Annotated in this window: 13 protein-coding genes; 5 read left to right on the forward strand and 8 right to left on the reverse strand. The window is 74.1% G+C overall.

The window, feature by feature from the left end:
- Positions 1-97 precede the first annotated feature (97 nt).
- Both ACFVU3_RS18925 and ACFVU3_RS18930 read left to right on the forward strand, forming a co-directional pair.
- Positions 98-334, forward strand: a complete 237-nt coding sequence (locus ACFVU3_RS18925) for a type II toxin-antitoxin system VapB family antitoxin (RefSeq protein ID WP_390067467.1) — start codon at positions 98-100, stop codon at positions 332-334.
- On the forward strand, positions 331-741 hold the full coding sequence (locus ACFVU3_RS18930) for a PIN domain nuclease (protein WP_390067469.1): 411 nt from the start codon (positions 331-333) through the stop codon (positions 739-741). The genes ACFVU3_RS18925 and ACFVU3_RS18930 overlap by 4 nt, the downstream gene beginning before the upstream one ends.
- Before the next feature lie 95 nt (positions 742-836).
- On the opposite strand, the gene ACFVU3_RS18935 is transcribed toward ACFVU3_RS18930, so the two are convergent.
- Genes ACFVU3_RS18935 through ACFVU3_RS18945 form a run of 3 tightly spaced genes read right to left on the reverse strand, consistent with a single transcriptional unit; the run spans position 837 to position 3,951 of the window.
- Positions 837-1,610, reverse strand: coding sequence for a sugar phosphate isomerase/epimerase family protein (locus ACFVU3_RS18935; protein ID WP_390067593.1), 774 nt, complete (start codon positions 1,608-1,610; stop codon positions 837-839).
- 26 nt (positions 1,611-1,636) lie between these two features.
- Complete coding sequence (locus tag ACFVU3_RS18940; RefSeq protein WP_390067471.1) at positions 1,637-2,803, reverse strand: dihydrodipicolinate synthase family protein; 1,167 nt, start codon at positions 2,801-2,803, stop codon at positions 1,637-1,639.
- Positions 2,800-3,951: a Gfo/Idh/MocA family protein gene (locus ACFVU3_RS18945; protein ID WP_390067473.1), complete on the reverse strand. Its 1,152-nt coding sequence runs from the start codon at positions 3,949-3,951 to the stop codon at positions 2,800-2,802. Before ACFVU3_RS18945 ends, ACFVU3_RS18940 begins: the two co-directional genes overlap by 4 nt.
- 231 nt (positions 3,952-4,182) lie before the next feature.
- On the opposite strand from ACFVU3_RS18945, the gene ACFVU3_RS18950 reads away from it, so the two are divergent.
- Entirely contained in the window at positions 4,183-5,229 is a 1,047-nt protein-coding gene (locus ACFVU3_RS18950) for a LacI family DNA-binding transcriptional regulator (protein WP_390067475.1), read from the forward strand.
- A gap of 83 nt (positions 5,230-5,312) precedes the next feature.
- Here ACFVU3_RS18950 and ACFVU3_RS18955 read toward each other — a convergent pair whose 3' ends face one another.
- Both ACFVU3_RS18955 and ACFVU3_RS18960 read right to left on the reverse strand, forming a co-directional pair.
- A complete protein-coding gene (locus tag ACFVU3_RS18955; protein WP_390067477.1) occupies positions 5,313-5,876 on the reverse strand; it encodes an AAA family ATPase in 564 nt (187 codons plus the stop codon).
- Positions 5,873-6,829 (reverse strand): EamA family transporter, encoded by a 957-nt coding sequence (locus ACFVU3_RS18960; protein ID WP_390067479.1) that lies wholly within the window; start codon positions 6,827-6,829, stop codon positions 5,873-5,875. Before ACFVU3_RS18960 ends, ACFVU3_RS18955 begins: the two co-directional genes overlap by 4 nt.
- A 121-nt stretch (positions 6,830-6,950) precedes the next feature.
- On the opposite strand from ACFVU3_RS18960, the gene ACFVU3_RS18965 reads away from it, so the two are divergent.
- Complete coding sequence (locus tag ACFVU3_RS18965; protein ID WP_390067481.1) at positions 6,951-7,862, forward strand: LysR family transcriptional regulator; 912 nt, start codon at positions 6,951-6,953, stop codon at positions 7,860-7,862.
- Between the two features lie 120 nt (positions 7,863-7,982).
- Positions 7,983-9,809: a glycoside hydrolase family 3 protein gene (locus ACFVU3_RS18970; RefSeq protein WP_390067483.1), complete on the forward strand. Its 1,827-nt coding sequence runs from the start codon at positions 7,983-7,985 to the stop codon at positions 9,807-9,809.
- A 43-nt stretch (positions 9,810-9,852) separates the two neighbouring features.
- Here ACFVU3_RS18970 and ACFVU3_RS18975 read toward each other — a convergent pair whose 3' ends face one another.
- From ACFVU3_RS18975 to ACFVU3_RS18985, 3 genes are all read right to left on the reverse strand, one after another.
- Complete coding sequence (locus ACFVU3_RS18975) at positions 9,853-11,295, reverse strand: aminopeptidase (protein ID WP_390067485.1); 1,443 nt, start codon at positions 11,293-11,295, stop codon at positions 9,853-9,855.
- An 86-nt stretch (positions 11,296-11,381) separates the two neighbouring features.
- A complete protein-coding gene (locus ACFVU3_RS18980) occupies positions 11,382-11,756 on the reverse strand; it encodes a hypothetical protein (protein ID WP_390067595.1) in 375 nt (124 codons plus the stop codon).
- A 233-nt stretch (positions 11,757-11,989) separates the two neighbouring features.
- On the reverse strand, positions 11,990-12,475 hold the full coding sequence (locus ACFVU3_RS18985) for a hypothetical protein (protein WP_390067487.1): 486 nt from the start codon (positions 12,473-12,475) through the stop codon (positions 11,990-11,992).
- Between the last annotated feature and the right edge of the window lie 5 nt (positions 12,476-12,480).

A 12,480-nucleotide genomic window follows, 5' to 3' on the forward strand; every position in this document is an offset into this window, starting at 1 on the left:
GGCGGGCCTGTGGACAACTCCCGCCCGGGTACCGTTCCCGAGCTACCATGTGGCAAGAGTGGCTTCTTGTTCCACATGACAGGCATGGAGGCTGGTCATGAGCGTGACCAACGTGGACGTGGACGACGACGTACTGGCCGAGGCGGCGAAGCTGCTCGGTACGACCACGAAGAAGGACACGATCAACACGGCGCTCGAAGAGGTCATCAAGCGTCACCGCCGCAGGGCCGCGTTCCAGCGCCTCACGGAACGCGGGGCGCGGGGAGAGCTGGAGCCCCTTCGCCAAGCCTGGGAAGCCCGTAAGGCCGCCCAGCACGGCGGGGACGCCGGGTGATCACGTACCTCATCGACACCAGCGCGTACGTCCACCTCAGCACTGATCCCCTGGCGCAGCGCCGCTGGGAAGCCGAGATCGACACGGGCGCCATCGGCATGTGCGAGGCCACCAGAGCGGAGGTTCTCTTCATGGCCACCGGCCCGGACGACCGCGACGACATCGACGAGGAACTCGCCGCCCTGTTCGGACCGGTGCGCGTCCCGAAGGACGCGTGGCGGTGGGTGGACGCCGCCCAGCACAAGCTGACCCTGAAAGGGCAGCACCGGGCGGCGGGCGTCGTCGACCTCCTCCTCTGCGCCACGGCGGTCCACCATGGCCTGACCATCCTGCACAGGGACAACGACTTCGCCACGGTCGCCCGTGTCCTCAAGGAGGTCGAGCAGCAGGACGTACGGGATTCTTGACCGTCCGTCGCATGGGCCGGGGCCGGGCGGGGCGGGCCGCACACCCCGATTCCCTCCCGGCCCCGGCAGGAAGAAGGGCCGCACCCCTTCGGGTCTCACACCTCCAGGAACGCGTTCAGGGTCTCCTCCAGGACCTCGACGCCGTCCCTCGCCCAGAGGGCGGCGTTGAACAGCTCGACCTCGACCGGGCCCGTGTATCCGGCCCGCTCCAGGAGTCCGGCCCACCAGGTGAGGTCGATCGCGCCCGTGCCGAGCTGCCCCCGGCCGTCGAGGACGCCCTCCGGGAGGGGGGTCGTCCAGTCGGCGAGCTGGAAGGAGTGGATGCGGCCCGCCGCGCCCGCGCGTTCCACCGCCGCCGGGGCGTTCTCGTCCCACCACAGGTGGTACGTGTCGACGGTGACGCCGACCTGGTCGGCCGGGAAGCGCTCCGCGATGTCCAGGGCCTGGTCCAGGGTGGAGACCGCGCACCGGTCGGAGGCGTACATGGGGTGGAGGGGTTCGATGGCGAGCCGGACCCCGCGCGCGCCCGCGTAGGGGGCGAGCGCGCCGATCGCGTCCGCGATCCGCGCGCGTGCTCCGGGCAGGTCGCGGCTGCCGGCGGGCAGTCCGCCGGAGACCAGCACGAGGGTGTCGGTGCCGAGCGCCGCCGCCTCGTCGATCGCCGCGCGGTTGTCGGCCTCCCAGCCGTCGCTCGTGAAGAAGCCGCCGCGGCAGAGGGTGGTGACGGTCAGCCCGGCGTCCCGCACGAGCACGGCGGCCTTCTCGATCCCGTACTCCTTCACCGGGTCGCGCCACAGGCCGACGCCGGGGATCCCGAGGCGGACGCACTCCTCCACCAGGGCGGGCAGCGGCAGCTGCTTCACCGTCATCTGGTTGATGCCGAAGCGGTCGAGGTTCACTGGGGGACTCCGTGGACGGTGAGGAGGGCGCGCATCCGGGCCTGCGCGCGCGCCGGGTCCGGGAACAGGCCGAGGCCGTCGGCGAGTTCGTAGGCGCGGGCCAGGTGCGGCAGGGAGCGGGCCGAGTGGAGGCCGCCGACCATGGTGAAGTGCTCCTGGTGGCCCGCGAGCCAGGCGAGGAGGACCACGCCCGTCTTGTAGTAGCGGGTCGGAGGCTCGAAGAGGTGGCGGGAGAGGGCGACGGTCGGGTCGAGGAGTGCGCGGAAGCCCTCCGTGTCGCCGGTGTCGAGGGTCCTGACCGCCTCCGCCGCCAGCGGGCCGAGCGGGTCGAAGATGCCGAGCAGGGCGTGGCTGAAGCGCCCGCCCTCCGCGGGGGCCTCGCCCGCGATCAGCTCCGGGTAGTGGAAGTCGTCGCCCGTGTAGCAGCGGACGCCCTCGGGGAGGCGGCGGCGGAGCGCGACCTCGCGGCCCGCGTCGAGGAGGGAGATCTTGACGCCGTCGACCTTGTCGGGGTGGGCGGCGACGACCTCCAGGAAGGTCTCGGTGGCCGCGTCGAGGCCGGCGGAGCCCCAGTACCCCTCCAGCGCCGGGTCGAACATGGGGCCGAGCCAGTGGAGGATCACGGGTTCGGCGGCCTGGCGCAGCAGGTGGCCGTACAGCTCCAGGTAGTCCTCGGGGCCGCGGGCCGCGGCGGCGAGGGCGCGGGAGGCCATGAGGACGGCCTGGGCGCCGGCCTCCTCGACGACGGCGAGCTGCTCCTCGTACGCGGCCCGGATCTCCGGCAGGCCGGCCGGGCCGGTGAGCTGGTCGGTGCCGACGCCGCAGGCGATCCGGCCGCCGACGGCCTTCGCCTCGGCGGCGCTGCGGCGGATCAGTTCGGCCGCGCCCGCCCAGTCGAGGCCCATGCCGCGCTGGGCGGTGTCCATGGCCTCCGCGACGCCGAGGCCGTGGGACCAGAGGTGGCGGCGGAAGGCGAGGGTCGCGTCCCAGTCCACGGCGGCGGGGCCGTCGGGGGTGGTGCCGGCGTACGGGTCGGCGACGACGTGGGCGGCGGAGAGGACCGTGCGGGAGGTGAGCGGTCCGGCCGCGGCGGGGACGAAGGGTTCGGCGCGGGGCTCGTACGCGCGCGTGCCGCCGCCCGGGAGGGGGAGGTGGAGCGTCACAGCGTCACCTCGGGGACGTCGAGGCGGCGGCCCTCGGCGGCGGACCTCAGGCCGAGCTCGGCGAGCTGGACGCCGCGGGCGCCGGCGAGCAGGTCCCAGTGGTACGGCTCGTCGAGGACGACGTGCCGGAGGAAGAGCTCCCACTGGGCCTTGAAGCCGTTGTCGAACTCGGCGTTGTCCGGGACCTCCTGCCACTGGTCGCGGAAGGAGTAGGTGGCCGGGATGTCGGGGTTCCAGACCGGCTTGGGGGTGAGGCCGCGGTGCTGGACGCGGCAGTCGCGCAGGCCGGCGACGGCGGAGCCCTCGGTGCCGTCGACCTGGAACTCGACGAGTTCGTCGCGGTGGACGCGGACGGCCCAGGAGGAGTTGATCTGGGCGACGGCGCCGCCCTCCAGCCGGAAGACGCCGTAGGCGGCGTCGTCGGCGGTCGCCTCGTACGGCTTGCCCTCCTCGTCCCAGCGGCGCGGGACGTGGGTGGCGATCTCGGCGGAGACGGAGGTGACCCGGCCGAAGAGCTCGTGGAGCACGTACTCCCAGTGCGGGAACATGTCGACCACGATGCCGCCGCCGTCCTCGGAGCGGTAGTTCCAGCTGGGGCGCTGGGCCTCCTGCCAGTCGCCCTCGAAGACCCAGTAGCCGAACTCGCCGCGCACGGAGAGGATCTCGCCGAAGAAGCCGCCGTCGATGAGGCGCTTGAGCTTCAGCAGGCCGGGGAGGAAGAGCTTGTCCTGGACGACGCCGTGCTTGACGCCCTTCTCGGCGGCGAGGCGGGCGAGGTCGAGGGCGCCGGCGAAGTCGGTCGCGGTGGGCTTCTCGGTGTAGAGGTGCTTGCCGGCGGCGATCGCCTTGGTGAGGGCGTCGGCGCGGGCCGAGGTGACCTGGGCGTCGAAGTAGACGTCGATCGTGTCGTCGGCGAGGACGGCGTCGAGGTCGGTGGACCACTCGGTGAGGCCGTGCTTCCCGGCGAGGGCGCGCAGGGCGTGCTCGCGGCGGCCGACGAGGACCGGCTCGGGCCAGAGGACCTCGCCGTTCCCGAGGTCGAGGCCGCCCTGCTCGCGGAGGGCGAGGATCGAGCGGACGAGGTGCTGGCGGTAGCCCATGCGCCCGGTGACGCCGTTCATGGCGATGCGGATGGTCCTGCGTGTCACGGAATGTTCCTCTCCCCGGCGGGCCTGCGCCCTCGCTCACTGCGTGGAAGGCACGGCGAAAAACGCCATGCAGGGCAGAAAGCGCTTTCGGCGCGACGATAGAAAGCGCTTTCTGCCGCAGATGACGCTAGCCTGCCGACAACACACCGGACAAGGGCCCCGCGCCTTCGGCCTCGGAGCCACCCACGCGACCGTCGGAGGTACGCACGCGATGTCGGAGGTACGCACGCGATGACCGTCACCCTGTCGGACGTGGCCGCCCGCGCCCGGGTCTCCCCCGCGACCGTCTCCCGCGTCCTGAACGGCAACTACCCGGTGGCCGCGTCGACGCGGGAGCGGGTCCTGAAGGCCGTCGAGGAGCTGGACTACGTCCTCAACGGGCCCGCCAGCTCGCTCGCCGCCGCCACCTCCGACCTGGTCGGAGTGCTGGTCAACGACATCGCCGACCCCTTCTTCGGGATCATGGCGAGCGCGGCGCAGAGCGCCATCGGCGAGGGCGCGTCGGGCCGGGCGGGCGGCGAGAAGCTGGCCGTCGTCTGCAACACCGGGGGCTCCCCCGAGCGCGAACTCACCTACCTCACGCTGCTCCAGCGGCAGCGCGCCGCCGCCGTGATCCTCATGGGCGGCTCGCTGGAGGACCCGGAGCACCTGGCCGCGACCGCCGCCAAGCTGTCCCGGATGGCCGAGGCCGGCACGCGGGTCGTGCTGTGCGGCCGGCCGCCCGTGCCCGGGGACGCGCACACCGCCGCGCTGGTCTTCGGCAACCGCGCCGGGGCGCGCCGGCTCACCGAGCACCTGCTCGGCCTCGGCCACCGGCGGATCGGTTACGTCGCGGGCCCCGCCGACCGCACCACCACCCGGCACCGCCTGGAGGGCCACCGGGAGGCGCTGGCGGCGGCCGGCGTCCCCGAGGGGCCGACCGTCCACGGCCCCTACGACCGCACCTCGGGCCACGCCGCCGTCGCGGAGCTGCTCGCCCGCGACCCGCGCCTGACGGCGATCGTCGCCGCCAACGACACGGTGGCGCTGGGCGTCTGCGCGGCGCTGCGGGAACAGGGCCTGTCGATCCCCGGCGACGTCTCGGTGGCCGGCTTCGACGACCTGCCCTTCTCGGTCGACGCGGTCCCCGCCCTGACCACCGTCCGCCTGCCCCTGCACGACTCCGGCGTCCGCGCCGGACGGCTGGCCATGGCGACGGAGGAGGCCCCGGCGGGCGTCACGGAGGACGTCCCGGGCGAGCTGGTGGTCAGGGATTCGACGGCGGCGCCGCGGGGGTAGGGGCGACCGCCGTGGTGACGGGCCCCCCGAAGGCCGCGCGATCGCCGTCAGGACCGACGGATTCCCGCGCGCCGGGGAGTGGGCTACGCGGCGGGGTCCAGGCCCGTCGCCGCGAGGACCGCGTCGACCGTCTCGTCGACGGTCTGGCCGGCGTTGTCGATCCAGACGGCCCGGTCGGAGAGTTCGGCGCGCATGGCCTCGTCCAGGAAGGCCCAGTTGGTGGTGAGGCGCTTGTGGCGGGCGTTGTTGCGCTCCCATGCCGTGTCCGGGCCGGGGGCCAGGATCACCACGTGGAGCGGGACCGCCGCCAGCCGGCTCCGGTAGAAGTCCAGGTGCGAGGCGCGCACCACGACGTCGTCCAGGACCGGCAGGAAGCCGGCGGCGGCGAAACTGCCCGCGAGGAGGCAGGCGTTGCGGGCGCGCAGCAGGATCTGCCGGTCGGCCTCCGGGTCTCCGTCCGGGGTCGGCCAGTGGCCGCCGCTGACGATCAGCTCCTGGAGGTGGTCGACCTCGATGTGCGCGGCGCGGGCGAACCGGGCCGCGAGGGCGGCCGACACCGTCGACTTGCCGCTGCCGGGGATGCCGGCGAGGAGCAGGGCCCCGGGCGCGGGGACGGGGGCGTCGACGGTCACGTTCTCGAAGGTCATGCGGGCCTTTCCTCGCCGGTGGGACCCGTGGACGATACGGGGACGGGCGCCTGCCCCGCCAGGGATTTCCGGTCCGTCGCCCCTTCCGCGGGGCGCGGCCTCCGCGGCGCCAGGGAGGTGAGGGCCACGCCGCCGACCAGGAGGGCCGCCGCCGCCCAGCGCAGGGGGGTCACCGACTCGCCGAGGAAGAGGGCGGCCGAGGACATGCCGAAGACGGGGACGAGGAGGGAGAAGGGGGCGACGGAGGAGGCGGGGTGGCGGCGGAGCAGCCAGCCCCAGGCGCCGAAGCCGAAGACGGTGGTGACCCAGGCGACGTAGACGATGACGCCCGCGCCGGTCCAGTCGAGGGCGCGGAGCGCGGCCAGGTCCCGCTCGGGGCCCTCCAGGAGGAGGGAGAGGGCGAGCAGCGGGAGGACCGGGACGGTGCTGACCCAGACCATCCAGTTGAGCGGGTCGGGCGGTGCGGCCTTGCGGGTGAGGACGTTGGAGACGCCCCAGCAGGCGGCGGCCGCGATGACCAGGACGAAGCCGGTGACGGGCCCGGAGGCGCCCTCGTCGGCGGCGGCGACGCCGATCCCGGCGAGGGCGACCGCCATGCCGAGGACGGCGCGCCGGCCGGGGCGCTCGCCGAGGGCGGCGAAGGCGAAGAGGGCGGTGAAGACGGCCTGCACCTGGAGCACGAGGGAGGAGAGTCCGGCGGGGGCGCCGAGGTCCATGCCGGTGAAGAGGAGTCCGAACTTGGCGACGCCCAGGGCGAGTCCCACGGCGACGATCCACTTCCAGGCGACCTTGGGACGGCCGACGAGGAAGACCGCGGGAAGGGCGGCCACGAGGAAGCGGAGGGCGGAGAAGAGCAGGGGCGGGAAGTGGTCGAGCCCGATCTCGATGACGACGAAGTTGACCCCCCAGACCGCGGCGACGAGCGCGGCGAGGGCGATGTGTGCGGGGCGCATGGAGTCGAGCATGACCGCGCGTGACCGTGTAGCACCAGCACAGGTCTCTTCATGGTTGGATGAAGCGTTGCTTCATCCAGGACGCTCCGCTCCCCGCCCGGACCGCCCCTCGGAGGTTCCCGTGCTCGACCTCGGCCGCCTGCGCGCCCTGCACGCCGTCTCCGTCCACGGCAGCGTGGGCGCCGCCGCGACGGCGCTCGGCTACACCCCGTCGGCGGTCTCGCAGCAGATCGCGAAGCTGGAGCGGGAGACCCGTACGACCCTGCTCGAACGGAGCGGGCGGGGCGTCCGCCTGACCGACGACGCCCGCCAGCTCGCGGCCACCGCACGCCAGTTGCTGGCGCTGGTGGAGGAGGCGGAGGTGCGGCTGGAGGAGCGGCGGGGGCTGCCCGCGGGGCGCCTGTCGATCGGCTGCTTCCCGAGCGCGGCGCGCGGGCTGATGCCGCGCGTGCTCGCGGATCTGGCCGTGCGCCATCCCGGTCTCGACGCCCGGCTGACGGAGGTGGACCCGCACCTGTCGGTGGACCTGGTGGCCCGGGGCGTGCTCGATCTGGCGGTCGCCCACGACTGGGACATCGCCCCGCTGCCGGCGCCGCCCGGGGTGGAGCAGGCGGTGATCGGCGACGACGGCTGCGACATCCTCGTGCACCGGGACCATCCGCTGGCGGCCCGGCGGTCGGTGCGGCGGGAGGAGCTGGCGGACGAGCGGTGGATCTCGCAGCCGCCGGGGACGGTGTGCCACGACTGGCTGGAGCGGACGCTGCGGGCCACCGGGGTGGAGCCGCTGATCGTCCACCAGGCGGAGGAGAACCACACGCAGGTCGCGCTGGTGGCGGCCGGTCTCGGCATCGCGCTCGTCCCCCGGCTCGGGCGCGGCGGACTGCCGCCGGAGGTGGCGCCGCTGCGGCTCGACCCGGCGCCGACGCGCCGGCTGCACGCGCTGTGGCGGACGGGGGCGGCGCGTCGTCCGGCGATCCGGGAGACGGTCCGTACGCTCCAGGAACTGTGGCCGTCGATCGCGGCGGCGGCCTGAACCGGGACGGACCTCTCTTCTCGGCGATTCGTGCGGGAATCCTTGACCTGGTAGTTACTTTCAGACTATCCGTTCACCTTGGCAGTTTCTTTCATCCCTGCACGGCCGGAAGGAGCACCAGTGCCCCACCCCACCCGCCGCACCCTGCTCGCCGTCACCGCCGCCGCGGCGGCCGCGGCCGCCACCGGGGCCGTCACCCCCGCGGCCGCCCACGGCCCCGCCGCCACCGACGCCCGGACGGAGGCGCGGCTCCGCCGGATCGTCGGCCGGATGTCGCTGGAGGAGAAGGTCGGCCAGGTCTTCGTCTCGCGGGTGTACGGCCATTCGGCCACCGCCCCCGACCAGGCCGACGCCGACGCCAATCTCCGGGAGCTCGGCGTGCGCACCGCCGCCGAGCTCGTCGAGCGCTACCACGTCGGCGGGATCATCTACTTCGCCTGGGCGCACAACACCCGCGATCCGCACCAGATCGCCGGGCTGTCCAACGGCATCCAGACCGCCGCGCTGGCCCGGCCCGCCCGCGTTCCGGTGCTGATCTCGACCGACCAGGAGCACGGCATCGTCTGCCGGGTCGGCGAGCCGGCCACCCTGCTCCCCGGCGCGATGGCGCTGGGCGCGGGCGGCTCCCCGGCGGACACCCGCAAGGCGGCCCGGATCGCCGGCGCCGAGCTGGCCGCGCTCGGCATCCGGCAGAACTACGCCCCCGTCGCCGACGTCAACGTCAACCCGGGCAACCCGGTGATCGGCGTCCGCTCCCTCGGCTCCGACCCGGGCGCGGTCTCCGGTCTCGTCACCGCGCAGATCCGCGGCTACCAGGGCGCCGGGGTCGCGGCGACCGCCAAGCACTTCCCCGGCCACGGCGACACGGCCGTGGACAGCCACTACGGCCTGCCGGTCATCACCCACACCCGCGAGCAGTGGGCCGAGCTGGACGCCCCGCCGTTCCGGGCCGCGATCGCCGCCGGCATCGACGCGATCATGACCGCGCACCTCGTCGTCCCGGCGCTGGACCCGTCCGAGGACCCGGCGACGCTCTCGCGCCCCATCCTCACCGGCGTGCTCCGCGAACAGCTGGGCTACGACGGGGTGGTGGTGACCGACGCCCTCGACATGCAGGGCGTGCGCACCAAGTACGGCGACGACCGGGTGCCGGTGCTCGCCCTCAAGGCCGGTGTGGACCAGCTGCTCAACCCGCCGAAGCTCGACGTGGCCTGGAACGCGGTGCTCGGGGCCGTGCGGAGCGGGGAGCTGACCGAGGAGCGGCTCGACGAGTCGGTCCTGCGGATCCTGCGTCTGAAGGCCCGGCGGGGCCTGTTCGCGGACCCGTTCACGACCCGGGCGGAGGTGGACGCGACCGTCGGCACCGCCCGGCATCTCGCCGAGGCGGACCGGATCGCCGAGCGGACGACCACCCTGCTGGTCAACGAGGACGGTTTCCTGCCGCTGAGCCCGGCCTCGCACGGGAGGGTCCTGGTCGTCGGCGCCGACCCCGCCTCCCCGTCCGGGACGACGGGGCCGCCGACCACCACGCTCGCCGGGGCCCTGCGCGAACTCGGCTTCGCCCCGACCGTGCTGTCCACCGGGATCACCCCGACGGCGGCCCGGATCGAGGAGGCGGTGGCGGCCGCCGCCGGGCAGGACGTGGTCGTGGTGGGCACGTACAACATCGGCGCGACGAGCCCGCAGCGGACGCTGGTGGACCGCCTCGTGGCGACCGGGGTGCCGGTGGTCACGATCGCCATCCGCAACCCGTACGACGTCGCCCGGATCTCCGGGCAGAAGGCCACCCTCGCCGCCTACGCGTGGACCGACGTCGAACTCCGCGCCGCGGTGCGGGTGCTGGCCGGGCGGGCGGAGCCGCGCGGGCGGCTGCCCGTGCCGGTGCGGAGCGCCGAGGACCCGGCGGTGACGCTCTATCCGCTCGGGTTCGGCCTCTCGTACGCCTGACGGGCGGGGTGCGGCTCCTCGCGGGGCCGCACCCCTCACGGGGCTACGGCCGCAGGCCGTGCTCCTTCGTCACGTCCTCGTCGACCGGCTTGTCCAGGCGGGCGTCGAAGCGCGCCAGGGGCTGGGCCGCCGCGACCGCGGGGGCGTCGACCCCGGCCCAGGCCAGGATGCGGGCGGTGGCCTTCTCCCGCTCGGTGTCGACGAGTCCGGCCACGTTGGCTCCGTGGTTGGCGCCGGGCGCGTAGTAGACGTAGCTGTCCCGGGCACCCTTGCCGAGGCGGAACGGTTCCGCGCCCCACGGGTCGTTCTCGCCGTAGACGAAGAGCATCCGGTTCGCGTTCTTGCGGACCCAGTCGTCGACGTCCCGCATCGCCTGCGGCTTGAACTTCATGGGGATCTCGCGGGGCACGAAGTTCGAGGCCGGCTGGTAGCCGTAGCGGTTCAGCCCGTCGAGGTGCGGCTGCTTGATGGTGGGCGAGCCGAGCTCGGTGGCCGCCTGGTAGTAGTACGGCGTGTAGTACTCCAGGCCCTGGTCCGTGTAGGCGCTCCAGCCGGCGTAGGCGTCGATCGTCTCGTAGACGGTGTCGTCGCTCGCGGTCTTCGCGTCCGGGATCGTGTCGCAGACGTCCTCGCCGTAGTACTGCCAGAAGCCCCAGACGAAGTCGAGGACGGTCGCCTCCCACGCCTTGTCGAGCGAGCCGATCGTGTGGAAGGTGGCGCCCTCGGTCTGCGCCCAGGTCCGGAACTTCTCCTGGAGCGGGGCGCGGCGCAGCAGGGCCTCGCGCTGCAGGGAGTTCAGGCGGTCGCGGCACGCCTCGGTGCCGACGTTCGCGAAGAACCGGTCGTAGGCCGAGTCCTCCTTGTTCACCACGTCGTTGGGGGCCACGTAGGCGACGACGCCGTCCATGTCGCGCGGGTAGAAGCGCTCGTAGTAGGTGGCGGTCATGCCGCCCTTGGAGCCGCCGGTGGAGAGCCAGTTCTCGCCGTAGACCTTCTTCAGCGCGGTGAAGATCCGGTGCTGGTCGCTGGCGGCCTGCCAGATGTCGAGCTTGGACCAGTCGGCGGGCTGCGGGCGGGACGGCGTGAAGAAGCGGTACTCCATGGAGACCTGGTTGCCGTCGACGATCCGGGTCGGCTCCGCCCGGCTCGGGGTGGTGCTGAGGCCGTATCCGCTGGTCCGGAAGACGGTGGGGCGGTCGGTGCTCTTGTGGAGCACGGAGATCCGCTGCTGGAACGTGCCGGCCCAGGGCCGCTTGTGGTCGATCGGCTGCTCGTAGTTCAGGACGAAGAAGCGGTAGCCGGCGTACGGCTTCTCCTCGATCAGGCTCATCCCGGGGATCGCCAGGAGGCGGTCCTTGATGTCCTGGCTCTGCGCGTCCGCGACGGTGCTGACGGACTCCGTGTCCGCGGCGGTGGCCACGCCGGTGGAGCCCACGGTGCCTATGAGCACCGAAAGCGACAGCATCAGTCTCAGCGACTTACGCATGCACCCTCCCATGATTCACAACGGTGCCGTGAACCTAGCGGGGTGAACGTCCGGGCCGCCAGACCTGGTTGGGTCTTACCTCCGCGTCAGCACAGGATCCAGCCGGTGGAGGTGGAGCGGCCGGAGACCGTCGCGGAGGCGCGGACGCAGCGGTTGAGCGCGTGCACGGTCACCGGGCCGGCCTGCCGGCCCCAGCGCCCGGAGACGACGGCGGCCCGGCCGCCGCGCGGCTGGAGGGTGACCTTCATGGGCCGCGGCGCGCCCGGCCGCTTGGCGAGGACCAGCGCGCAGGCGTAGTGCCGGGTGCGGTAGAGGCGCAGCTCGCCGGTGGCGAAGGAGACCGTGCGGGCGGGCCGGCCGTGGCAGACGGAGACCGCGTCGGCCGTGCCCGCGCCCGGCCCGGCCAGCGTCAGCAGCCCGGCGGCGAGGGCGAGGACGAGGGCGTACGCGACGGGGTGCACGCGCGCGCGGGCGAGGCTCCGGCGGAGGACCGCGAGCGGGCCCCGGCGGCCGCTCCCGCGCCCTCCGGCGGCGGGTGCGGCGGCGCGGGGTCTGCGGGGGGCCGCCTGCGCGTGCGCCGCCCGCCGTCGCTCCCCTGTGCCTCCGGGCATGCCCGTTCCTCCCCCGCCGTCCGTTCCCCCGTACAGGCTTACGACGTCCGGGACGTCCGTACGGTTGCCCCCGGGGGTCCCGGTCATGGCAGGAAGTAGCCCATGACCAGGCAGAGGAAGATCGTCTCCGCGCCGATCAGCGTCCACAGGGCGGCCCACCGGGCGCGGGTGGGCGGGGCTCCGTCCGGGACGGTGAGCGCCCGCAGCCAGGCGCCGCCCGCGACCGCCAGGGTGGTCGCGTACAGCCAGCCGGGGATCTCCCGGCAGGTCCCGCGCATCACGCACGCCGTGCCCGCCTCGGAGGAGAGGGCGAGCACCACGCCGAGGAGCGTCGCGGGCAGGAACAGCAGCCCGGCCCAGAGCGCGGCCCGGCGCAGCACCCGGGCTTCCATGTAGGGGATCCCGGCGGACGCCGGGTCCCCGTCCGGGCCGGCCGGGGAGGCGCCCGGGGCGGCGGCGGTGTCCGGGGCGGCGGTGTCCGGGGCGGAGGGGGTGCCGGGCGCGGGGGTGGAGGAGGGGTGGGGCGCGGGGGCCGGGGCGGGGGCGTTCGGGCCGCCGGTGTCGTTCATGACAC

Source organism: Streptomyces sp. NPDC058052 (assembly GCF_042885515.1).
In the GTDB taxonomy this organism is placed as follows: Bacteria; Actinomycetota; Actinomycetes; order Streptomycetales; family Streptomycetaceae; genus Streptomyces.

Excerpts from the sequence above, each read along its gene's own strand:
- ACFVU3_RS18925 (WP_390067467.1), top strand. The coding sequence starts at position 98 with ATGAGCGTGACCAACGTGGACGTGGACGACGACGTACTGGCCGAGGCG.
- ACFVU3_RS18935 (WP_390067593.1), bottom strand. The coding sequence starts at position 1,610 with ATGACGGTGAAGCAGCTGCCGCTGCCCGCCCTGGTGGAGGAGTGCGTC.
- ACFVU3_RS18950 (WP_390067475.1), top strand. The coding sequence starts at position 4,183 with ATGACCGTCACCCTGTCGGACGTGGCCGCCCGCGCCCGGGTCTCCCCC.
- ACFVU3_RS18955 (WP_390067477.1), bottom strand. The coding sequence starts at position 5,876 with ATGACCTTCGAGAACGTGACCGTCGACGCCCCCGTCCCCGCGCCCGGG.
- ACFVU3_RS18960 (WP_390067479.1), bottom strand. The coding sequence starts at position 6,829 with ATGCGCCCCGCACACATCGCCCTCGCCGCGCTCGTCGCCGCGGTCTGG.
- ACFVU3_RS18975 (WP_390067485.1), bottom strand. The coding sequence starts at position 11,295 with ATGCGTAAGTCGCTGAGACTGATGCTGTCGCTTTCGGTGCTCATAGGC.
- ACFVU3_RS18985 (WP_390067487.1), bottom strand. The coding sequence starts at position 12,475 with ATGAACGACACCGGCGGCCCGAACGCCCCCGCCCCGGCCCCCGCGCCC.